This window comes from Microbacterium sp. 20-116 (assembly GCF_041079415.1).
Classification (GTDB): Bacteria; Actinomycetota; Actinomycetes; order Actinomycetales; family Microbacteriaceae; genus Microbacterium.
On the sequence record NZ_JBFYGP010000005.1, the window covers coordinates 192,439 to 213,888 of the forward strand.

Annotated in this window: 20 protein-coding genes; 9 read left to right on the forward strand and 11 right to left on the reverse strand. The window is 69.7% G+C overall.

Annotated features, from left to right (window positions below):
• Window positions 1-36: 36 nt before the first annotated feature.
• A complete protein-coding gene (locus AB6V29_RS11775; RefSeq protein WP_369358822.1) occupies window positions 37-1,353 on the reverse strand; it encodes an RIP metalloprotease in 1,317 nt (438 codons plus the stop codon).
• Between the two features lie 87 nt (window positions 1,354-1,440).
• Between AB6V29_RS11775 and AB6V29_RS11780 the strand changes: the two genes are divergently transcribed.
• Window positions 1,441-3,105 carry a Mur ligase family protein gene (locus AB6V29_RS11780; RefSeq protein WP_267786555.1) on the forward strand — a complete coding sequence of 555 codons (1,665 nt, stop codon included), beginning with the start codon at window positions 1,441-1,443 and terminating at the stop codon, window positions 3,103-3,105.
• A gap of 260 nt (window positions 3,106-3,365) precedes the next feature.
• Here AB6V29_RS11780 and dxr read toward each other — a convergent pair whose 3' ends face one another.
• Together dxr and AB6V29_RS11790 are read right to left on the reverse strand one after the other, a co-directional pair.
• A complete protein-coding gene (dxr, locus tag AB6V29_RS11785; RefSeq protein WP_267786554.1) occupies window positions 3,366-4,448 on the reverse strand; it encodes a 1-deoxy-D-xylulose-5-phosphate reductoisomerase in 1,083 nt (360 codons plus the stop codon).
• A gap of 13 nt (window positions 4,449-4,461) precedes the next feature.
• On the reverse strand, window positions 4,462-5,454 hold the full coding sequence (locus AB6V29_RS11790; protein WP_267786553.1) for an FKBP-type peptidyl-prolyl cis-trans isomerase: 993 nt from the start codon (window positions 5,452-5,454) through the stop codon (window positions 4,462-4,464).
• 191 nt (window positions 5,455-5,645) lie between these two features.
• On the opposite strand from AB6V29_RS11790, the gene AB6V29_RS11795 reads away from it, so the two are divergent.
• The 4 genes from AB6V29_RS11795 (at window position 5,646) to dhaM (ending at window position 8,805) form a co-directional block, all read left to right on the forward strand.
• A complete protein-coding gene (locus AB6V29_RS11795) occupies window positions 5,646-6,347 on the forward strand; it encodes a 1-acyl-sn-glycerol-3-phosphate acyltransferase (RefSeq protein ID WP_267789383.1) in 702 nt (233 codons plus the stop codon).
• A 102-nt stretch (window positions 6,348-6,449) separates the two neighbouring features.
• Window positions 6,450-7,445 (forward strand): dihydroxyacetone kinase subunit DhaK, encoded by a 996-nt coding sequence (dhaK, locus tag AB6V29_RS11800; protein WP_369358825.1) that lies wholly within the window; start codon window positions 6,450-6,452, stop codon window positions 7,443-7,445.
• Window positions 7,442-8,077, forward strand: coding sequence for a dihydroxyacetone kinase subunit DhaL (gene dhaL, locus AB6V29_RS11805; RefSeq protein WP_369358827.1), 636 nt, complete (start codon window positions 7,442-7,444; stop codon window positions 8,075-8,077). Before dhaK ends, dhaL begins: the two co-directional genes overlap by 4 nt.
• Window positions 8,078-8,085: 8 nt before the next feature.
• A complete protein-coding gene (dhaM, locus tag AB6V29_RS11810; RefSeq protein ID WP_369358829.1) occupies window positions 8,086-8,805 on the forward strand; it encodes a dihydroxyacetone kinase phosphoryl donor subunit DhaM in 720 nt (239 codons plus the stop codon).
• Window positions 8,806-8,824: 19 nt separating this feature from the next.
• On the opposite strand, the gene AB6V29_RS11815 is transcribed toward dhaM, so the two are convergent.
• Window positions 8,825-9,790 carry a sugar-binding transcriptional regulator gene (locus tag AB6V29_RS11815; protein ID WP_369358831.1) on the reverse strand — a complete coding sequence of 322 codons (966 nt, stop codon included), beginning with the start codon at window positions 9,788-9,790 and terminating at the stop codon, window positions 8,825-8,827.
• Between the two features lie 112 nt (window positions 9,791-9,902).
• Here AB6V29_RS11815 and AB6V29_RS11820 point away from each other — a divergent pair, with 112 nt between their 5' ends.
• The 3 genes from AB6V29_RS11820 (at window position 9,903) to glpK (ending at window position 14,094) form a co-directional block, all read left to right on the forward strand.
• Window positions 9,903-11,621, forward strand: a complete 1,719-nt coding sequence (locus AB6V29_RS11820) for an FAD-dependent oxidoreductase (protein ID WP_369358833.1) — start codon at window positions 9,903-9,905, stop codon at window positions 11,619-11,621.
• A 121-nt stretch (window positions 11,622-11,742) separates the two neighbouring features.
• Window positions 11,743-12,498 (forward strand): MIP/aquaporin family protein, encoded by a 756-nt coding sequence (locus tag AB6V29_RS11825; RefSeq protein WP_307315859.1) that lies wholly within the window; start codon window positions 11,743-11,745, stop codon window positions 12,496-12,498.
• 84 nt (window positions 12,499-12,582) lie between these two features.
• Window positions 12,583-14,094 (forward strand): glycerol kinase GlpK, encoded by a 1,512-nt coding sequence (glpK, locus tag AB6V29_RS11830; RefSeq protein WP_210071956.1) that lies wholly within the window; start codon window positions 12,583-12,585, stop codon window positions 14,092-14,094.
• Between the two features lie 152 nt (window positions 14,095-14,246).
• On the opposite strand, the gene AB6V29_RS11835 is transcribed toward glpK, so the two are convergent.
• Both AB6V29_RS11835 and AB6V29_RS11840 read right to left on the reverse strand, forming a co-directional pair.
• The gene (locus AB6V29_RS11835; protein ID WP_210071957.1) at window positions 14,247-14,726 is read right to left on the reverse strand and encodes a hypothetical protein; all 480 of its coding nucleotides are present in this window, start codon (window positions 14,724-14,726) and stop codon (window positions 14,247-14,249) included.
• 47 nt (window positions 14,727-14,773) lie between these two features.
• A complete protein-coding gene (locus AB6V29_RS11840; protein WP_307315854.1) occupies window positions 14,774-15,244 on the reverse strand; it encodes an OsmC family protein in 471 nt (156 codons plus the stop codon).
• Window positions 15,245-15,381: 137 nt separating this feature from the next.
• On the opposite strand from AB6V29_RS11840, the gene AB6V29_RS11845 reads away from it, so the two are divergent.
• Window positions 15,382-16,365 (forward strand): asparaginase, encoded by a 984-nt coding sequence (locus AB6V29_RS11845; RefSeq protein ID WP_210071959.1) that lies wholly within the window; start codon window positions 15,382-15,384, stop codon window positions 16,363-16,365.
• 36 nt (window positions 16,366-16,401) lie between these two features.
• Here AB6V29_RS11845 and AB6V29_RS11850 read toward each other — a convergent pair whose 3' ends face one another.
• The 5 genes from AB6V29_RS11850 to AB6V29_RS11870 all read right to left on the reverse strand — a co-directional run bounded on the left by AB6V29_RS11850 (window position 16,402) and on the right by AB6V29_RS11870 (window position 21,425).
• Complete coding sequence (locus tag AB6V29_RS11850; protein WP_307315848.1) at window positions 16,402-17,934, reverse strand: APC family permease; 1,533 nt, start codon at window positions 17,932-17,934, stop codon at window positions 16,402-16,404.
• Window positions 17,935-17,977: 43 nt separating this feature from the next.
• Window positions 17,978-18,751 (reverse strand): PP2C family serine/threonine-protein phosphatase, encoded by a 774-nt coding sequence (locus AB6V29_RS11855; RefSeq protein WP_267786544.1) that lies wholly within the window; start codon window positions 18,749-18,751, stop codon window positions 17,978-17,980.
• A 115-nt stretch (window positions 18,752-18,866) separates the two neighbouring features.
• Window positions 18,867-19,847 (reverse strand): aldo/keto reductase, encoded by a 981-nt coding sequence (locus tag AB6V29_RS11860; RefSeq protein ID WP_307315844.1) that lies wholly within the window; start codon window positions 19,845-19,847, stop codon window positions 18,867-18,869.
• 65 nt (window positions 19,848-19,912) lie between these two features.
• Complete coding sequence (locus AB6V29_RS11865; RefSeq protein ID WP_210071963.1) at window positions 19,913-20,575, reverse strand: large exoprotein; 663 nt, start codon at window positions 20,573-20,575, stop codon at window positions 19,913-19,915.
• A gap of 100 nt (window positions 20,576-20,675) precedes the next feature.
• Window positions 20,676-21,425 carry a YaaA family protein gene (locus tag AB6V29_RS11870; protein WP_369358836.1) on the reverse strand — a complete coding sequence of 250 codons (750 nt, stop codon included), beginning with the start codon at window positions 21,423-21,425 and terminating at the stop codon, window positions 20,676-20,678.
• Window positions 21,426-21,450: the final 25 nt, after the last annotated feature.

Below are 21,450 nucleotides of genomic sequence, written 5' to 3' on the forward strand. Positions count from 1 at the left end.
ACGGGGAGGGTGTGAGCCTGTCGCCCCCGGGCGCGGCTAGAGCAGCTGCACCGGGTTGAAGATGTCGGCGAGGAACAGCACCCCGCCCGTCGCCACGAGCAGGATCACGACGACGAAAGTCACCGGAACGAGCTTCGTGGCATCCACGGGACGAGCGACCTTGCCGCGCAGACGCGCGATCTGTCGCTTGATGCCGTCCCACAGCGCCACGACGACGTGACCGCCGTCGAGCGGGAGAAGCGGGATGAGGTTGAAGACGAACAGGGCGATGTTCAGGCCGCCCAGCAGCGTGATCATCGTCTGCACGCGGTCGAGGATCGGCGCGTCGACCGCGGCGATGTCGCCGGCGAGACGGCCGGCGCCGACCACGCTCATGGGGCTGTTCGCGTCGCGCGGCTGGCCGCTGAGGGTGTCGACGGCCACGTCGTAGATGCGCACGGGGAACTGCGACACGATCTGCGCGACCGAGCCGATGTACTGCCCCGTCGCCGCAAGGCTCGTCCCGATCGGTTGGCGAACCAGGGCGCTCTGCGGGCTGATGCCCGCGAATCCGACGGTCTGGTACTCGGTGGCGCCCGCGGCGTCGACCACGGGACGACCGTTCGCGTCGGTGACCGCACGGTCGGTGGTCGCGGGCGTGAACTCCACGGTGCGCTGCGCGCCGTCGCGGTCGATGACGACCGAGAGCTGCTTACCGGGTGATCGCTGGATGATCGCGGCCGCCTCGGCGAACGTCGAGACGGGGGTGCCGTCGATCGAGACGAACTCGTCACCGGGTTGGATGCCGGCGGCGGCCGCCGGAGCGACGGGATCGCTGGGGGTGCAGTCGGTGCGCCCCTCGCTCGCGGGGATCACGCACTGCGAGACCGAGGCGACGGTCGTGGTGCCCTGCTGGATGCCGATGCCGCTCAGCGCGATCGTGAAGAGCACCACCGCGAGCACGAGGTTCATGATCGGGCCGCCGAGCATGACGATGATGCGCTTGTAGACGGGCAGCTTGTAGAAGACCCGATCGTCGGCGGCGATCAGGGTCTCAGCGTTCGCGTCGCGGGCGTCCTGGACCATCGTCGCGAAGAAGCGCGAGCGCTTGGTTCCGGGCTTGGCGTCCTCGGGTGCGGGCGGGTACATGCCGGCCATCGAGATGAAGCCGCCGAGCGGCAGCACCTTCAGGCCGTACTCCGTCTCGCCGATCCGCTTCGACCAGAGGGTCGGTCCGAAACCGATCATGTACTGGCCGACGCGCACGCCGAAGAGCTTGGCGGGCAGGAGATGCCCGACCTCGTGCAGCGCGATCGAGACGGCCAGGCCGAGCACGAGCACGATGACGCCGATGAGGAACGCGATCGCAGTCACCCGCCGACGATACCGCCGCGCGCCTTTGAACCGCCCGTGCAGCCTCGATGCGGTGTCTGTGCGACGCCGGATGAGACAATGGATCCGATGTCCTCCGCCGCCCCCTCGAACCTGCCGCCCGTCCTCCGCCCGGAGAACCCGCCGCGCCGCGACCTCGCCGAACTCGCCCGACGCTACGGCGTCCGCACCGTGGGCGACGTCGACGGCACCACCCTCACCGGCATCACGCTGGCCACCGCCGATCTCCGCGCCGGCGAGGCTTTCGTCGCCATCCGCGGCGTGAACCGGCACGGGGCGGAGTTCGCCCCCATCGCCGCCGAGCGTGGCGCCGTCGCGGTCATCACCGACGACGCGGGGGCGGAGATCGCCGGCCCGGCGGGTCTTCCGATCGTGGTCGTCGACGACCCCCGCGCGCTCCTCGGCGATCTGTCGGCGTGGGTCTACGGAACCGGGCCCGACGACGCGCTCCCCCAATTGCTGGCGACCACGGGCACCAACGGAAAGACGAGCGTCTCGCACCTGCTCGAGGGGATCCTCGGTCAGCTCGGCGTCGTCACCGGCTTGTCCTCGACCGCCGAGCGTCACATCGCGGGCGAGGTCATCGTCTCGCGCCTGACCACTCCGGAGGCCTCCGAGTTCCACGCCCTCCTCGCCCTCATGCGCGAGCGCGGCGTGCAGGCGGTCGCGGTCGAGGTGAGCGCGCAGGCTCTCACCCGCCACCGGGTCGAGGGGCTCGTCTTCGATGTCGCGGGCTTCACGAACCTCACCCACGACCACCTCGACGACTACGCCGACATGCGCGAGTACTTCGAGGCGAAGCTCCCCCTGTTCCGCCCCGACCGCGCGCGTCGCGGCGTCGTCTGCCTCGACTCGGCGTCCGGCGCCGAGATCGCCGCGCGCGCCGAGATCCCCGTCGTCACCATCGCCACCCCGGCGATCAGCGAGAACGCGGCCGCTGCGGCATCCGCCGACTGGACCGTCGAGATCGTCGACGAGCGCCAGGAAGGCACCGAGTTCACCCTCAGCGACGGCAAGGGCCGTTCCCTCACCACCGTCGTTCCCGTCATCGGTCGGCATATGGCCGCCAACGCGGGCCTCGCCATCGTCATGCTGCTCGAGACCGGATACACCTGGGAGCACCTCTACAGCACCCTCGACGGCTCGCACATCGAGGCTTCGCTGCCCGGTCGTACCCAGCTCGTCTCGGGCACCGAGGGTCCCGCGGTCTACGTGGACTTCGGCCACTCCCCCGACGCGTTCGAGAAGACCCTCGCCGCGGTCCGGAGGGTGACCCCCGGCAAGGTCGTCATGGTGTTCGGCGCCGACGGCGACCGCGACGCCACCAAACGTCACGACATGGGCCGCACGGCCGTCGAAGGCAGTGACATCCTCGTCGTCACGGACCACCACCCCCGTCACGAGAACCCGGACACCATCCGCGAGGTGCTCGTCGAGGGGGCGCGACGCGCTCGACCCGACGCCGAGATCCTCGAATTCACCCCGCCCGAGCGCGCGATCCTCGAGGCCGTGAAGCTGGTCGGAGACGGCGACGCGATCCTGTGGGCCGGTCCCGGTCACCAGGACTACCGGGACATCCGCGGCGTGCGCACCCCGTACTCGGCGCGCGAGCTGTCGCGTCGTGCGCTGCGTGCAGCCGGCTGGCCCGTGCCCGACCCGCAGTGGCCCGTGCCGTACCCGGCCGACAGCACTCCGTCGTCGGACCCCGAGCGCCCGGTCGACTTCCCCGCCTGACGCCCGGGCGAGCGCGTTCGGGTCATCGCGCTCCAGCTGCATCGATCCGGTCTCGCGCAGCCGTGAGCCGCAGGCGCGGCAGGGTCGTGGGGAGTCGTGCGGGAGTCGTGCGGACAGCGCCCGCCGCCTGAGGCACAAGGCCCACGACCTCGACGCTCAGCGACCCTCAGGCCGACCGCGGCGCAGCGCCCGCCCCGGTAGCAGCCGCCGCTCCGGGTTCAGCGCGCCGGGTTCAGCGCGCCGGGTTCAGCGCGCCGGGTTCAGCGCGCCGCGATGATCTCGTCGGCGGTGCGCCGTGCCCAGGCCTCGGCTTCGGCGAGCGACTCGCGCGTGAGCTTCGTCGGCGGCTCGTGGCGGTCCACCACGCGCTCGATCAGCTCGACGATCTCGAGGAAGCTCAGCCGACCCTCGTGGAACGCGTCGACGGCCTGCTCGTTGGCCGCGTTGAACACGGCGGGATAGGTGGCGCCCGCGCGTCCGACCTTCTTGGCCAGGGCCACCGATCCGAACGCCTTCTCGTCGAGCGGCTCGAAGGTCCACTGCGAGGCGCGCGTCCAATCGAGCGGAACGCCCACGCCGGCGATGCGATGCGGCCAGTCGAGGCCGAGCGAGATCGGCAGACGCATGTCGGGCGGCGACGCCTGCGCGATGGTCGAGCCGTCGACGAACTCGACCATCGAGTGCACGATCGACTGCGGGTGCACGGTCACCGCGATCCGGTCGTACGGCACGTCGAAGAGCAGGTGCGCCTCGATCACCTCGAGGCCCTTGTTGACGAGAGTGGCGGAGTTCGTCGTGACCACACGGCCCATGTCCCACGTGGGGTGAGCGAGGGCTTCCGCGGGGGTGACGTTCTGCAGCTCGTCGCGCGAGCGTCCGCGGAAGGGGCCTCCGGATGCCGTGAGCACGAGCCGGCGCACTTCACCGTCGTGACCGGAGCGCAGCGCCTGGGCGATCGCGGAGTGCTCGGAGTCCACCGGGACGATCTGCCCCTCGGCGGCGAGCGCGGTGACGAGCTCGCCGCCGACGATCAACGACTCTTTGTTGGCGAGGGCGAGGGTGCGCCCCGCCTCGAGGGCGGCGATGGTGGGACCGAGTCCGACCGACCCGGTGATGCCGTTGAGCACCACGTCGGCCTCGACGTCGCGCACGAGCTGCTCGGCCTCGACGGCACCGAGGGCGGTGTGCTCGACGCCGAAGGCCAGGGCCTGCGCCTCGACGCCGGCACGGTCGGTGCCGGCGGCGAGACCGACGACCTCGAAGCGATCGGCGTTGTCGGCGATGACGTCGAGCGCCTGCGTGCCGATCGAACCGGTGGAACCGAGGATGAGGACGCGGCGCATGCCCTCAGCCTAGTTAGCCCGCCATGTTGGCGTGCTGCACGCCCAGGATGTCGACGACGAAGAACAGGGTCGAGTTGGCCGGGATGTCGCCCTGCGCCTTGTCGCCGTAGCCCGCGGCGGGCGGGATGACGACGACGACCTGCGAGCCGACGGTCTGCCCCTCGAGGGCCTGCCGGAAGCCGTCGACGACCTGGTCGGTCTGGAACTGCGCCGGAGTGCCGCGCTGCCAGCTCGAGTCGAAGACCTGCCCGCTGTCGTAGAGGGCGCCGGTGTACTGCACGATGACCTGGTCACCGGCGTTGACCGTTTCGCCCGCTCCCTGGCGCAGGTTCTCGATGCGCACGTCGGTGGGAGCCGGAGCGGTGGGCTTGGGCAGCATCTGCTTGCCGTCGGCGTCGGTCGTGGTCGTGGGGGCGCCGTTGTCGTCGAAAGTCACCGCCGGCATGCCGTCGACGGGGGCGACCTCGGTGCCCTCGGCGCGGGTCGGCAGCTCCGAGATGGCGTCGGCGACCATGACGAAGGCGGGTGAGCCCTCACCGAGCGTGCCGGCGGGGAACGACGAGACGGTGCGCGACCCGATCGGCGCGCACTCGAGAGCGGCCCCGAAGATCTGCTGCGAAGAGACGAGCGTGTCCATGCCGCTCGGCTCGGTGTCGAGGGTCTGGAGCTGAACGGCGCCCGAGGCGGTGTCGATCAGCGTGAAGTTGGCCTTGAGGACATCGCCCGCCTTGACCTGCTGGCCCGTGCCCTCGACGAGGGTCGTGCGCTGCAGGGCGGTGGGGTTGTACCCGTCGGGCAGAGTCACGGTGACCTTGCTCTGGAAATCGCCCGAGACGACGAGACCGTCGGGAGCGGGCGCGTCGGCGAGCGCGCTCTGGCACTGCCCCGCGTCCGCCGACCCGCTCGCGTCGGGCGTCGACGTCTCGTCGGGCGAACCGGAGCACCCGGCCAGCAACAGGGCAGCGACGGCAGCGACGGACAGGGAAGCGATCGGGCGGAAGCGCACGGGTGACCTCTCGAGGAAAGACAGAGAACCCTCATCTTGGCGCATCCGGCTTTGCCGCGGCTGAGAGGCCGGTGCGCGCGCGTTCGCGCGTACGCGCGCGCACCATGCACGCCCGGGCATGCGGCGGCGAGTAACCTCGTCGAGTGAGTTCCGACCTGCCCGCCGAGACCCCCGCGACCGTGCCGGAACAGATGGGCGCGACCTACCGCCTCGGACGCCTGCTGATCGCTCCCCTGGCGCGCGCCGTCTATCGACCGCGCATCGAGGGGCGAGAGAACGTCCCCCGGACCGGTCCCGTGATCTTCGCGAGCAATCATCTGTCGTTCATCGACTCGATCGCCATCCCGGTCGCCGCTCCGCGCCCCGTGCACTTCATGGCGAAGTCCGCGTACTTCGAGAAATGGGCGTCGCGCCAGTTCTTCACCGCGATCGGTGCGATACCCGTCGAGCGCGGCGCCGGCCAGAAGGCCCTCGACGCCCTCGACCAGCAGCGAGCGCTTCTCGACGACGGCCGGGCCGTCGCTCTCTACCCCGAGGGCACGCGCTCCCTCGACGGCCGCCTCTACAAGGGCCGCACCGGGGTCGCCTTCCTCGCCCTGCAGACCGGCGCCCCGGTCGTCCCGGTCGGTCTTATCGGCACCGACAAGGTCATGCCCGTCGGTGCGAAGATCCCGACGACCAAGGAGCGCATCACGGTGCGTTTCGGCACGCCCCTCGACCTCTCCCCGCACGGTGCCGCCTCCTCGGGCCGCGCGCGTCGCGGTGCCACCGACGAGATCATGGCCGCGATCCACGCTCTGAGCGAGCAGGAGCTCGCGAACGCCTACAACGAGGCACCCGCGCAGAACCCGATCGAGCGCATCAGGCAGGTACTGCCGCACGAGCGCCTCTGAGACGCGGTCTCTCACCGGCTTTTCCTCCTTGACGTGACGGCCCCCCGCGAGCAGGGTCGAAACCGACGGCCCGAACCGTCGTCGCCACAACGAGGAGGCACCGTGAAGAAGTTCGTCAACGACCCCGCCGACGTGTTGGCGGAGGCCCTCCGCGGCATCCGAGCAGCTCATCCGAACGTCCGAGTGGATGCCGAGAATCGCGTCATTCTGCGGGCGGAGCCGACACGCGCGGGCAAAGTGGCGCTCGTGTCGGGCGGCGGATCCGGGCACGAGCCCCTGCACGGCGGTTTCGTCGGTCTCGGCATGCTCGACGCCGCGGCGGCCGGCGAGGTGTTCACCTCCCCCACCCCCGACCAGGTGCTCGCCGCGACGCAGGCGGTCGATTCGGGTGCGGGCGTGCTGCACATCGTGAAGAACTACACCGGCGACGTGCTGAACTTCGAGATGGCGGCGGAACTCGCCGAGGCCTCGGGCGTGCAGGTGGAATCCGTCGTGGTCGCCGACGACGTCGCCGTCACCGACTCCACCTGGACCGCGGGCCGCCGCGGCACCGGCACCACCGTGATCCTCGAGAAGGTCGTCGGTGCCCTCGCGGAGGAGGGAGCCGACCTCGCCTCCGTCGCCGATCTCGCCCGCCGCGTCTCGTCCGCCGGCCGCTCGATGGGCGTCGCCCTGACCAGCTGCACCGTCCCCGCGGCGGGCCGACCCACCTTCGAGCTCCCCGACGACGAGATGGAGGTCGGCGTCGGCATCCACGGCGAACCCGGCCGTTCGCGCGTGAAGCTGGCATCCGCTCGAGAGATCGCGAAGCTCATGGTCGATCCGATCGTCCACGACTTCGGCGAGCCCGTCGGGCCGGCGATCGTGCTGCTGTCGGGCCTCGGCGGCACCCCGCTGATCGAGCAGTATCTGCTCTACGGCGAGGTCGCACCGCTGCTCGCCTCGGCCGGCGTCGACATCCAGCGCGTGCTGATCGGCGACTACATCACGAGCCTCGACATGGCCGGGGCGTCGTTGACCGTCGTCAAGGCCGACGAAGAGATGCTCCGCCTGTGGGACGCCCCCGTCGTGACCCCCGGTCTGCGGTGGGGCGCATGAGCGGCTCCGTCTCGACCGACGATCTGGTGGCATGGCTCCGCGCGTTCCACGAGGCCGTGCAGCAGCAGAAAGACGAACTCACCCGCCTCGACTCCGAGATTGGCGACGCCGATCACGGCTCGAACATGGCGCGAGGTCTCGACGCGGTGGTCGCCAAGCTCGACCCCGTCCCGGCGAGTCCGGCCGATCTGTTCAAGACCGTCGGCATAACCCTCGTCTCGACGGTCGGCGGTGCCAGCGGCCCGCTCTACGGCACGTTCTTCCTCCGCATGGGCCCCGCCCTCGCCGCTGGGGGACAGATCGATGCGGACGCCCTGGGCGCCGCCCTGCGCGCCGGCGTCGACGGGGTCGTCGCCCGCGGGAAGGCCGAGCTCGGCGACAAGACCATGATCGACGCCCTCTCGCCCGCCGTCGACGCCTGGGATGCCGCAGCCCACGAGGGCCCCGCCACGGCCGCCCGGGCCGCCGCCGAGGCCGCGGCCCGGGGGCGCGACGCCACTGAGCCGCTCGTCGCGCGCAAGGGTCGCGCGAGCTATCTCGGCGAACGAAGCGCGGGGCACCTCGACCCCGGCGCGACGTCCGCGACCCTGCTCCTGCAGGCGCTGAGCGACACCCTGGCGGCCGCCGAGTGATCGGTCTCGTGGCCGTCTCGCACTCCCGCGCTCTCGCCGAGGCCGCCGTGCACCTCGCCCTGCAGATGGGAGGCGAGACACCGCCGACGGTTCGCGTCGCCGCAGGCGGTCCCGACGACGATCTCGGAACGGATGCCGTAGCCATCGCCGCGGCCATCGACGAGGCCGACTCCGGAGACGGGGTCCTCGTGCTGATGGACCTCGGCTCTGCGATCCTCAGCGCCGAGACGGCTCTGGAGTTCGTCGCCGCACCCGAGCGCGTCCGTTTGAGTCCCGCCCCCTTCGTGGAGGGACTCGTCGCCGCCGTGGTGACCGCCGCGGGTGGGGGCGACCTCGAGACCGTGGCCCGCGAGTGCGCCACCGCCGCCGCCGCGAAGGCACGGCAGCTGGGCGCCGACGCCGACGGGGCGGCATCCGGTGTCGGCGATACGGGAGTCGCCCCGCCCGGAGAGGCGCTCTCGTTCGAAGCCGTCGTCACCAACCCCTCCGGCCTGCACGCACGACCGGCCGCCGCCTTCGTCAAGGCCGCTTCGCGGCACGACGCCGAAGTGCGCATCGCCGACCTCGAGACCGGTGCCGACGAAGTATCGGGGCGGAGCCTGCTCGCGCTGATGGCGCTGGGGATCCGTCAGGGATCACGCGTGCGGGTGCGCGCGTCGGGCCCCGAGGCCGAGGCGGCGCTGGCGGAACTCCGGGCGCTCATCGACGAGGGGTTCGGCGAGCGGTGAGCGCTCGGCGCGGCCTGCGTCAGCGCGTGACGCTCAGCAGACGCCGCGCGAGCGACTCCTCGACGACCAGTTCGGTCACGAGGTCCGCAGCGAGCGCTCCACGCAGTCCGTCGAGCTTGGACAGGCTCGACACGACGCAGAAACGACGGGGGATGCGCCGGACCGTGTCGAGATCGGGGCCGCTGGAGCGGGCGTTGAGCTCGGGGATGTCACTCGAGCCGTCCGCGCGGTAGAAAACGGTCGCGCAGTCGCCGACCACGCCCTCGCGCTCGATGACCGCGCGGTCGCGCTCGTCGAAGTAGTCGCCGCTGTACACGTGCGAGGGCACGTCGGCATGGGGCGAGCCGAGGCCGAAGACGAACAACCCGACGCGCTGCTGGATCTCCAGCACGGAACGCACCGACCGCTCCCGCCACATCGCCTGCTTCGTGTGCGGGTCGTCGAACAGCGCGGGCACCGGGAATTGGTGCACCGACGACGACCACGCGGCGCCGAGCTTGGACAGGATCTCCCCCGCGTAGGGGATGCCGGAGGTGCGGACGTTCGCCGCGCCATTCATCTGGACGATGTGGGTATCGTGCACGTCTTTCTGCGGGACGTGACGCGCGACGGCGGAAAGAGTGGAACCCCAGGCGACGCCCACCGTCATCGACGATTCGACGCGCTCGGCGAGGGTGCGCGCCGCGGTCAGCGCCGTGCGCTCGAGACGCTCGGCCTCCGAGGTGCGCGCGGGGGTGGGCACGACGTGCGCCGTGATGCCGAAGCGGTCCGCGATCCGCTGAGCCATCTGACCCCGGGCGTCGTCGGGCGGGCTGATGGAGATGGTGACCAGACCCACGTCGCGGGCATGCTGCAACAGGCGCGACACGGACGAACGCGAGACCCGCATCTCGTGCGCGATGGCATCCATCGTGAGGTCCTGCATGTAGTAGAGCTGCGCCGCGCGCAGGGCGTCGCGGGAGCGCTCCTCTGCTTGCGTCACCACCGTCGGAATACCTTCATGAACACTATTCTGCACGTTTGTTCAAGGGGCTTGCAACAACGTGCAGACAGGCGCATTGTGATCGTCGTACCAACAACGAAAGGTCGCAGTCGACATGTCGTCCCCCGCAACTCCGCTCCGCGCCGACGTCCAGGCGCTCCGCGACGCCGAAGACCTCGACGTCCTCATCATCGGTGGGGGCATCAACGGCCTCGCCACTCTCCGCGACCTCGCCCTCCAGGGCGTCAGCGTCGCGCTCGTCGAGCGGGGCGACTTCGTCTCCGGCGCCTCCTCAGCCTCCAGCCACATGGTCCACGGCGGCATCCGCTACCTCGAGAACGGCGAGTTCCGTCTCGTGAAAGAAGCGGTGACCGAGCGCAACGACCTGCTCAAGACGGCCCCCCACTACGTCAAGCCGCTCGAGACGACGATCCCGATCTACAAGACGTTCTCCGGCATCCTGTCGGCGCCCTTCCGTCTCCTCGTGACGCACGGTCGCGGCAAGCCCAACGAGCGCGGCGCCCTGCTGATCAAGGTCGGCCTGATCATGTACGACACCTTCTCGCGCGACGGCGGCTCGGTTCCGCGCCACAAGTTCCTCAGCAAGAAGAAGTCGCTGACGGAGCTGCCGAAGCTCAACCCCGACCTCGCCTACACGGCCACGTACTTCGACGCGTCGATGCACGACCCCGAGCGCATCGCCCTCGACGTCCTGCGCGACGGCATCGAGGCGGGCGCCGGCCGCACTCAGGCCGTCAACTACGTTTCGGCCGTGGGCGCGGACGCGAACGGGGTCCGCGTGCGCGACGAGGTCTCGGGCGAGGAATTCAGCGTCAAGGCGAAGGTGATCCTCAACACGGCCGGCCCCTGGACCGACCTCGCGAACTCCGCCATGGGTCTCGACACGACGTTCATGGGCGGGACCAAGGGCTCGCACATCGTCCTCGACAACCCCGAGCTGCTCGCCGCAACCGGTGGCCGTGAGATCTTCTTCGAGCACTCCGACGGCCGCATCGTGCTGATCTACCCCCTCAAGGACCGCGTTCTCGTCGGCACCACCGACATCGACGCCGACCCCGCGAAGCCCGTCGTGTGCACCGACGACGAGATCGAGTACTTCTTCGACCTCATCGGTCACGTGTTCCCGAGCATCGGCGTGGACCGTTCGCAGATCGTCTACACGTTCTCGGGCATCCGCCCGCTCCCCCGCCACGACGACACCGCTCCCGGCTTCGTCTCGCGCGATTACCGGATCGTCGAGGACGAGATCGCGGGCGTTCCGGCCATGAGCCTGGTCGGGGGAAAGTGGACCACCTTCCGCGCTCTCGCCGAGCACCTCAGCATGAAGACGCTGCAGAAGTTGCGTCGTCCGCACCGCGTCAGCACCCAGGGCCTGCCGATCGGCGGCGGCGCGGGCTTCCCCACCACCCCCGAGCAGCGTCGTCGCTGGATCGCCGCACGCACGAATGCGCACTCGGCCGCGCTCGTCGAGGCCATGCTCGAGCGCTACGGCACCCGTGCCGACGCCGTCCTGGCCGCCCTCCCCGCCGAGCCCACGCCCGTTCCCGACGCTGCCGGGTACTACCGCGAGGAGCTCGCCTTCATCGCGAAGAACGAGCAGGTCGTGCACCTGATCGACGTGCTGCTGCGCCGCACGCACCTGGCCTTCGTCGGCGGCATGAGCGAGCGCACGCTGCAGGAGGTCGCCGAGGCGGTCGCCGAGCCCCTCGGTTGGGACGCGACCCGTGTCGAGGAAGAAGTGGCTCGAACGACGGAGATTCTGCGCTCCGCCCACCGTGTCGACCTGGCACAGGCCGGGGTGGCCCGAATCTGAGAGAACGTGCGGGCGTGCCACCTGTTGCACGCCCGCACGTGAGCCGTAGGTTCGGAGCACCGAGCCGCACTACCACCCGAGCCGAAGGTGTCCGGGTGACGAAAGAAAGGTCGATGACGACATGCAAGAAGTGAACCTGGGGCTGTACTTCCTCTCCGAGGTCGTAGGCACCGCCATGCTCATCCTGTTGGGCTGCGGCGTGGTCGCCAATGTGGCCCTCGCCAAGACCAAGGGCAACGCCGGCGGCACCCTGATGGTCAACTGGGGATGGGGCCTGGCGGTCTTCGCCGGTGTCATCGTCTCCGCATACTCCGGCGCCCAGCTGAACCCCGCCGTCTCGATCGGCCTCCTGGTCGCCGGCAAGATCTCCTTCGTCCAGTTCCTCGTAGCCGTCGCCGCGCAGATGGTCGGTGCCATCATCGGCGCCGTCCTGGCCTGGGCCTCGTACAAGCAGCACTTCGACGACGAGCCCGACCCCGCCGCCAAGCTCGGCGTCTTCTCGACCGGTCCCGCCATCCGCTCGTACGGCTTCAACTTCCTCACCGAGGTCATCGCCACCTTCGTCCTGGTGTTCGTGATCTTCGGCTTCGGCGACTACGGCGTGGCCGACATCGGCGTCCCGGGCGGCATCGGCGGCCTCGCGGCCGTCCCCGTGGCCCTGCTCGTCGTCGGTATCGGCGCCTCCCTCGGCGGCCCGACCGGTTACGCGATCAACCCGGCCCGTGACCTCGGCCCCCGCGTCGCCCACGCCCTCCTCCCCATCAAGGGCAAGGGTTCGAGCGACTGGGGCTACGCGTGGGTTCCGGTCGCCGGCCCCCTCGTCGGTGGTCTGCTGGCGGGTCTGCTGGCCCCGGTGCTCCTGAGCCTCGGCAAGTAGTCACCCTCGCGGAACGTCTCCCGACGCCCCTCCCCTCATCTCATCCTCTTCACCCGTAACAGACACTGACAAAGGAGTCCATCCATGGCCGACTACGTCCTCGCCATCGACCAGGGCACGACCTCGACGCGCGCGATGATCTTCGACAAGTCCGGGAGCGTCGTCTCCGTCGGGCAGAAGGAGCACGAGCAGATCTTCCCGCGCGCGGGATGGGTCGAGCATGACCCCGCCGAGATCTGGCGCAACACCCAGGAGGTGATCGGCCTGGCCCTCAGCCGCGCCGACATCACCCGCCACGACATCGCCGCCGTCGGCATCACCAACCAGCGCGAGACCGCGGTCGTGTGGGACAAGAACACGGGCAAGCCCGTGTACAACGCGATCGTCTGGCAGGACACGCGCACGCAGTCGATCGTCGACCGCCTCGCGGACGGCGACCCCGAGCGTTACAAGAGCATCGTGGGCCTGCCGCTGGCGACCTACTTCTCGGGGACCAAGATCGTGTGGATCCTCGAGAACGTCGACGGAGCGCGTGAGAAGGCCGAAGCCGGCGACCTGCTGTTCGGCACGACCGACAGCTGGGTGCTGTGGAACCTCACCGGCGGCATCGACGGCGGCGTTCACGCCACCGACGTCACCAACGCCAGCCGCACGCTCTTCATGGACCTCGAGACGCTCTCGTGGCGCGAGGACATCCTCGCGGACTTCGGCGTCCCCGTCTCGATGCTCCCCGAGATCCGCTCCTCCTCCGAGGTCTACGGCACCGTCGAGTCTTCGTCGCTGCTGCGCGAAACCCCGATCGCGGGCATCTTGGGCGACCAGCAGGCGGCGACCTTCGGCCAGGCGGCCTTCGACCCGGGCGAGAGCAAGAACACCTACGGAACGGGTAACTTCCTCATCTTCCAGACGGGCGAAGAGATCGTCCACTCCAAGAACGGCCTGCTGACGACGCTCGGGTACAAGCTGGGCGACCAGCCCGCGCGCTACGCTCTCGAGGGCTCGATCGCCGTGACCGGCTCGCTCATCCAGTGGCTGCGCGACCAGCTCGGCATCATCTCCTCGGCCCCCGAGGTCGAGAAGCTCGCCGAGAGCGTCGACGACAACGGTGGCGTGTACTTCGTGCCGGCGTTCTCGGGCCTGTTCGCACCGTACTGGCGTCCCGACGCCCGCGGCGCGATCGTGGGTATGACCCGCTACGTCAACCGCGGTCACATCGCCCGCGCGGCCCTCGAGGCCACCGCCTTCCAGTCGCGCGAGGTCCTCGACGCGGTCAACGCCGACTCCGGCGTCGACCTGGCCGAGCTCAAGGTCGACGGCGGCATGACCGCCAACGACGCCCTCATGCAGTTCCAGGCCGACATCCTCGGCGTGCCGGTCGTACGTCCGGTCGTCGCCGAGACCACCGCCCTCGGGGCCGCCTACGCCGCGGGCCTCGCCGTGGGCTTCTGGGACAACCTCGACGACCTGCGCGCCAACTGGCAGGAAGACAAGCGCTGGGAGCCGAACATGGACGACGGCGAGCGCGAGCGCGAACTGCGCCTGTGGAAGAAGGCCGTCACCAAGTCGATGGACTGGATCGACGACGACGTGCGCTGATCCCGCCCCTCCCCCACGACGGAACCCCGTCGGCCTCGAGCCGGCGGGGTTCCGTCGTTCGCGTGCCCTTTCGCACGGAGGCGAGGCCGCTGAGCATGGGGGGCGTCACCCTCTCGAGACGCCGGGTGTGCGGCATCCGGATGCCGCAACCCTCAACGCTGCGGCTTGGGATACGCCGCACGTACGGCGTCGGAGAGCAGGTAGTCCGAGACGCCGATGAGCAGGATCGCGAAGAGGATCTGCTCGGTCACGACCCAGAAGGGATAGAGACCGGGGATTGCCGCCAGCACGAGGGCGACGATGGGGAAGATGCGGCTGAACAGCTGCAGGCGGCGGAACGCCCAGTACCACCCGGCGCGGGCGCGCCAGAGGAAGTAGAACAGGGTCGTGGTGATCGCGAGCACCACGAGGCACCGCATCCACACCGCGAAACCGACGTCTTCGCCGTTCAGGGTCATGACGAAGGCGACCGCGACCGTCGCGACACCCAGCACGAAGCCCACGACCAGCAGCAACGTGATCGCCCGGAAGGCGCGGTGCACCTTCGGATCGGCGGAGACGGAGACGCGGTGATCGGCCTGGCGCCCGCCGGCGATCCGGTCGAGGCGGCGCAGGGCGGGTTCGAGCTGCATGCGCTCACTGTACGACGCCCGACCGCGCCTCCCGCGACGCGCGGCGCTCAGCCCGCGGTGACCTCGGGCTCGTGTCGCACGGGGAAGTTCACCGAGTTGGCGATGAAGCACCACTCACGCGCCTGCCGGTGAGCGGCCAGCGCGGCCTCGACCATCGACTCCTCGGCGACGCGCACGCGGGGGCGAAGGACGACCTCGGTGAAGGCTCCCCCGCTGTTGCCGTCCTCCTGCATCGTCCCCGAAGCATCGTCCTCGTAGGCGGTGACGACGACACCGGTCGTGACGCACGCGTGCAGATACGACAGCAGATGGCACTCGCTCAGCGCCGCGATGAGCAGCTCCTCGGGGTTCCACTTGGCCGGGTCGCCCCGGAAGGGCTTGTCGGCGGATGCCGCGATCGCGGGCTTGCCGTCGACCTCGAGGGTCACGGCACGCTCATAGTCGCGATACCCGCTCGTGCCCGTTCCCAGATCGCCGGTCCAGGTCGAGCGCAGGCGGTAGTGATGCTCTCCGTTCATGCCCCCAGTCTGCCCCGTCCGCGCGGCAGGAGACGCCGGGGAACGTCGTCCGGCGATTCCTGGGAGCGACGATTCCCGGCCGCTCGCGCGATCTGGCCGCCCCCGTGGAAGAGGGGCCGGCCGGATACGATGGAGGGATGCCCGCAACACCTCCCGCCTCCGTCGAACTCGCCGTCGTGGACCGCAACGGCTTCGTCGAATCCCGTCACTACGGCGTCGCCGTGGTCCTCGCGCCCGACGGGACCGAGAAGCTCTCCCTCGGCGAGGCGGGCGCCCTGTTCCTCCCCCGCTCGAGCATGAAACCGCTCCAGGCCCTGGCGTGTCTGTCGGCCGGAGCCGAGCTGGCCGACGAGCGTCTCGCGATCTCGATGGCGAGCCACGCGGGCACCGAGCGTCACGCCGAGGTGGCCCGCGGCATCCTGCAGGCCGCCGGCCTCACCGAGGACGACCTGGGCTGCCCCGCCGCGTGGCCCACCGACACCGCTTCGCGTGACGAGATGGTGCGCGACCACGCCTCCCCCTCGCCGTTGCGCATGAACTGCTCGGGCAAGCACGCCGCGATGCTCGTGACGTGCGTGGCCAACGGCTGGAGCACGGGCGATTACCTCGACCCGCAGCACCCGCTCCAGGCGCACATCCGCGAGGTCATCGAGCGTCTCGTGGGTGAGCGTATGACGACGACCGCGATCGACGGCTGCGGCGCTCCCGTCTACGCCATGAGCCTCGTCGGGCTCGCTCGAGCCATCCAGCGCATCGCGACGTCGTCGGAGCGCTCCCCCTTCGCGCTGCACCGCAGCGCCGGCACCCTCGTGCGCGCGGTGAAAGAGAACCCGTGGACGATCGACGGCCCCGGTCGCCCCGACACGGTGGTCATCGAGCGACTCGGCGTGTTCTCGAAGATGGGCGCCGAGGGTGTGCAGGTCATGACCGCACCCGACGGCACCACGGTCGCTCTGAAGATGCTCGACGGCTCCAACCGCGCCGGACACGTCGTCGCCCTGCGGCTGCTCGAACGCGTCGGTGCCCTCACCTCGCAGGAGGTCGCCGACACCGTCGCGCAGCTTTCGCTGTCGGTGCTGGGCGGCGGCCACGAGGTCGGCTCCATCCGCTCCGCCGTCTGACCCGATCTCGTCCTGCGCGACGCGGGGCGCTTCGAGTCAGATACCTCCGTCGACCGATCGAGGGTGGGCGATCGGCTCGTCCGGCACGAGCACCTCGGTTTCGCGATTGAGGCTCTCGCCCCGGAAGAACGGCTTGGCCGCCGGGAACACGAACCAGAGCATCATCAGGACGACGCCGAGCGCGAGCGCACCGATTCCGACCACGAAGGTGCCCCCGATGCCCAGCAGCACGGTGTTGCCGTACTCGGGGTCGTACATGTCGATCGCCGACTGCACGAAGGCGTAGGTCAGCATGAGGGCTCCGAGCAGGGGCAGGATGCCGCGATAGACAAGGCTCTTCGCCGAGGAGAACAGCTGGCGGCGGTAGTACCAGACGCAGGCGTAGCCGGTCATGGCGTAGTAGAAGGCGATGGCGAGGCCGAGCGACAGGATCGAGTCCTGCAGGATGTTGTCGCTGATGAGCGTCATGCCCACGTAGTAGACGCTGGCGACGATCCCCATCACGAGGGTCGAGAACGACGGTGTGCGGTAGCGGGGGTGCACCGTCTGGAAACGATGCGGCAGTGCCTTGTACGCGGCCATGGCGAGCGTTCCGCGCGCCGTGGGGAGGATGGTGGTCTGCGTGGACGACACCGCCGAGATGAGCACCGCGACGACGAGGACCCATCCGAACGGACCGAACAGATCGTCCTTGAGGGCGAGGAACACGTCGTCGGCGTTCGCGGGGTTGGCCAGGCCCGCCCCGTCTTCTCCGACCCCGGCGTACATCATCGCCGCGACGGTGACCGTGACGTACGTGCCGAGCAGGATGACGGTCGTGAGCAATGCCGCGCGCCCGGGGATGCGCTGGGGGTCTTTGGTCTCTTCGTTGAGCGCCAGGCAGGTGTCCCAGCCCCAGTAGATGAAGAGGGCGAGCAGAACCGCCTCGGTGAACCCGCTCCAGTCCGTGAAACCGAACGGGTTGAACCATGCGAGGTCGAAAGGCGTGGGGTTCGGCGCGGTGCCGTCGAAGAACTTCCACAGCGCCAGCACCACGAACAGCGCGAGCACGACGTACTGCACCGCGAGCAGGATGTTCTGGATCCGCTCGCCGATCTCGACACCGCGGTAGCTGATAAAGGTCATCGCCGCGATGAACGCGACGCCGGTGGCGGTGACGAGCGGCACGTTCTGGGCGAGAGAGCCGTCACCGACGAGGGACCAGAGGTAGACACCCGCGATCTGCGAGAGATTGGCGAGCACGACGATCCCGGCGACCGCGACGCCCCAGCCGCCCATCCACCCGGCCCACGGACCGAAGGCCTTCGTGCTCCAGGTGAACGTGGTCCCGCAATCGGGCACCTCGTTGTTGAGCTCGCGATAGGCGAAGGCGATGAACAGCATCGGGATGAACGCGAGGACGAAAGCGATCGGCGCCGAAGCCCCCACCGCGAGGACGACGAATCCGAGGGTGGCGACGAGGGAATACACCGGAGCGGTGGATGCCAGACCGATCACGGTCGAGCCCCAGAGACCGAGGGTGCCGGCGGCCAGGCCTTTGCCGGCCGTCCGTTCGGGTGCGGAGGTCATATGCCGAACGTAGAATCCGCGGGTCTCCGCGGTCAAGATGAATTTATGCGGGGCGACGGATGACGTCGAGCACGACGATCGAGATGTTGTCACGCCCACCGTTCTCGAGCGCGGCCGCCATCATCGCGTCGACGGCCGCGGCCGGGTCGGCGTTCGCCTCGAGGAAATGACGGATGCCGAAGTCGGTGAGCTCCTTGGTCAAACCGTCGGAGCAGATGACGAAGCGGTCACCGTCGAGCACGTCGAGGCGAAGATAGTCGGGCTTGACGCTGTCGCTCGGGCCGACGGCCCGCGTGATGACGTTGCCGTACGGGTGGTTCTCCGCCTCTTCGGGGCTGAGGCGTCCCGCCGCGATGAGCTCTTGGACCACCGAGTGATCGGTCGTCACCTGGACGATCTCGCCGTCGCGCAGAAGATACACGCGCGAGTCGCCGATGTTCAGGGTCACCCAGTGGGGTTCGTCCGTCTGGGTCTCGAGGTATACGCCCGTGAGCGTGGTGCCGGTGCCCTCGTCGGTCGTCTCCGGGTGGGCCACGATGTCTTTGACCGCGCGGGACAGGGCCTTCTCGATGTTCTTGGTCGAGACGGGACCGGTCGCGACGACGGCACGGAGACGTTCGACGGTGCTCGCGCTGGCGATCTCTCCGCCCAGGTGTCCGCCCATACCGTCGGCCACCACGAACAGCGGGTAGTCGGCCAAGACCGCATCTTGATTGACCTCGCGGCGACGTCCGACCTCGGTGCTCGCTGCCCACGACAGCTCGAGGACGGTTTCGCCGAGCGAGACGGTGCGCGTGTGGGTGGTCACCTCGGGCACGAACGATCCTCCGGTTGGCCGACTGCGCCGGCGGAACCGCACGGCCCTGTCATCTTAGTCGACGCTCGCCCCCGATCCGCGGACGCGCCGCAGGTGCGCCTGACCTCCGTGTCGATCACCCCGCGGCAGGATCCGCGGGAAGGGGCAGGATGCCGTCGAGCTCGACGAGGTCCTCCCCGCTCGGCGTCCACGCGGTAGCCGCGGCGGCGTTCGCTCGGACCTGCTCGGGACTCGTCGCTCCGGCGATCACGCTCGAGACGACGGGCTTGGACAGGAACCAGGCGAAGGTCGCCTCGAGCATGCTGATGCCGCGCGCGTCGCAGAACGCCTGGTAGCGCTCGAGCGCGTCCCACGGCGCCTCACTCCACAGATGCCGCCTCTGGCGCATGATGCGACTGTCCTCCGGCCCGCCGTCACGCGTGAACTTGCCGGTGAGCAGTCCGTTGTGCAGGGGGAAGAAGGGCAGGAGCCCCAGGCCGTAGCGCTCAGCCGCGGGAATGACCTCACGCTCTGCGGCGCGCGCGAGCAGGCTGTACTGATTCTGGGTCGAGACGAAACGCACCCCCCGCGCCGCGTGGTCGGCCTCGGCGATCTGCCACCCCGCGAAGTTCGAGTGGCCGACGTAACGGACCTTGCCCTCGCGAACCAAGTCGCTCAGAGCGTCGAGCGTCTCATCGATCGGGGTCGACGGATCGGGCGTGTGCAGCTGGTAGAGATCGATCCAGTCCGTCCGCAGGCGACGCAGCGAGGCTTCGACGGCGCGGCGCACATGCGTGCGGGACCCCTTCGCCCCTCCCGAGATCGCCGGCGCGAAGTCGGAGTGCCCGAACTTCGTCGCGAGGACGACCTGGTCGCGTCGTCCCTCGAGAGCCTCCCCCAGCAGGCTCTCGGACAGACCGAACTCGCGTCCGTACATGTCGGCGGTGTCGAGGAAGGTCACCCCCGCCCCGATGGCGGCGTCGAGTACCGCCCGCGTGCCCTCGATCGTCTCGGTCGCCGTGCCGGCGCGCCCGAAGTTGTTGCAGCCGAGGCCTACCGCGGATACGCGGAGTCCGGAACGGCCTACGCCGCGGAGGGGAAGAACGGGAGACGTCATCCCTCCACGCTATCGCCGCGTACGACGAAGGGCTCCCCGTCGTGACGAGGAGCCCTTCGATGACGTCAGACCTGGGGGCCTGCCGGCGGAGCCGGAGGCGGCGGGGTCGTACCCGTGGCCGGCGGGTTGTACGGCTGCTGCGCCGGGGGCGCTCCGTAGCCGGGGCCGGCGTATCCGCCACCGTTGCCGGCGACGGGCTGACTCGGCTGAACGGGGATGCCGTTCCACACCGTCTTGTCGGCGAGGAAGGAGTTGGCCCACGGCGCGGGAGCGATCGCGGGGTTCCATCGATTGTTGCTGAAGGCGATGATCGCGAGCCAGATGAGCGCGCCGATACCGGGGATCAACCACAGCAGGAGCAGCGGCCAGTCCTTACCGAGCTTGAGGCCGATGCGGTACGAGTACATGACCGCGACCGCAAGGATCGCGAGGCTGAAGATCGGGCCGATGACCGGGATGTTCGAGAGCACGCTCGAGGCGACCGCGACGATCAGGACCACCCACGGCGAGACATCGCCGAGCTTGGCGGCGATGAGGCCGTTGTATACGGGCACCCAGGCGCGCCACTTGCCCTGCACACCGGCCTTCTCGAAGATCTTCATGTAGAGGAACGACGAGATCACGTATGCCGCGACAGCGAGGATGAAGAGGATCGGGATCAGGACGAGCAAGACTGCTGCGAGAGCGGCGGCACCGCTCCCGTCGTCGTAGTAGTAGGAGTCACTCATGCGAGTTCCTTTCCAAGCGAGTGCGCGGGAAGCATCCATGCGCCCCCCGCGTCTCACATGCTAGCGATCCTGAGACTTTCCTGACAGGGGCGCGCGAGACTTATACAATCAGCGCCACCTCGCCGGGTGCGCCGGCGCGGAGCGTCCACCCCGCGCCCTCCGCCCATTCATGAAGGTCGTCGATGGTCTCGATCTGCGCTCGTTGCACGGCCAGCGCCCGGACCAGCTCCCCCTTCGCGTGTTTGTTGAAGTGGTTGAGGGCGCGCGCCGCGCCGCCGGAGTCCTCGCTCATCACGCGGACGTACACCGCCGCCACCCCGGCGGGAAGGGGACCGAGCGCGGCGTACGCCTCCGAGCGCAGGTCGAGGACGAAGTCCGGCCGAAGCTCTGCCCACGCCTGGCTCACGGCGTCTGCCCAGATGCGTCGCAGCGCCGGAGTGCCCGGCAGCGATGTGCCCGCCGCGAGACGATAGGCCGGGATGCCATCGAGAGCTCCGACCGGTCCGAACGGCGCGGACTGGATCATCACGTGGTCGCCGAGCCAGGCACGCGCCGCGGCGTCGAGGCCGGCGGCATCCAGGGCATCGAAGAGGACCCCGGTGTAGCGATCGATCGCCGGCATGGTCGGCGCGGTACGCAGGGCCGCGTTGTCGCCGATCTCGTGCCGACGCTTCGCGCTGATCTTGAGTACCCGCGCGGCTTCTTCCTCATCGGAGGAGAGAGCGACCAGCGCATCGACGACGGTCTTGCGCGCACCGCTCAACGAGGGCAGGGGCAGCCCCGCGAGATCGAGAGGGAGGCCGTCGCCGCCCGGTCGCTTGGTCTCGGACGGGGGAAGAAGGACGAGCATGGGTTCTCCGCAGACAGACGACGCG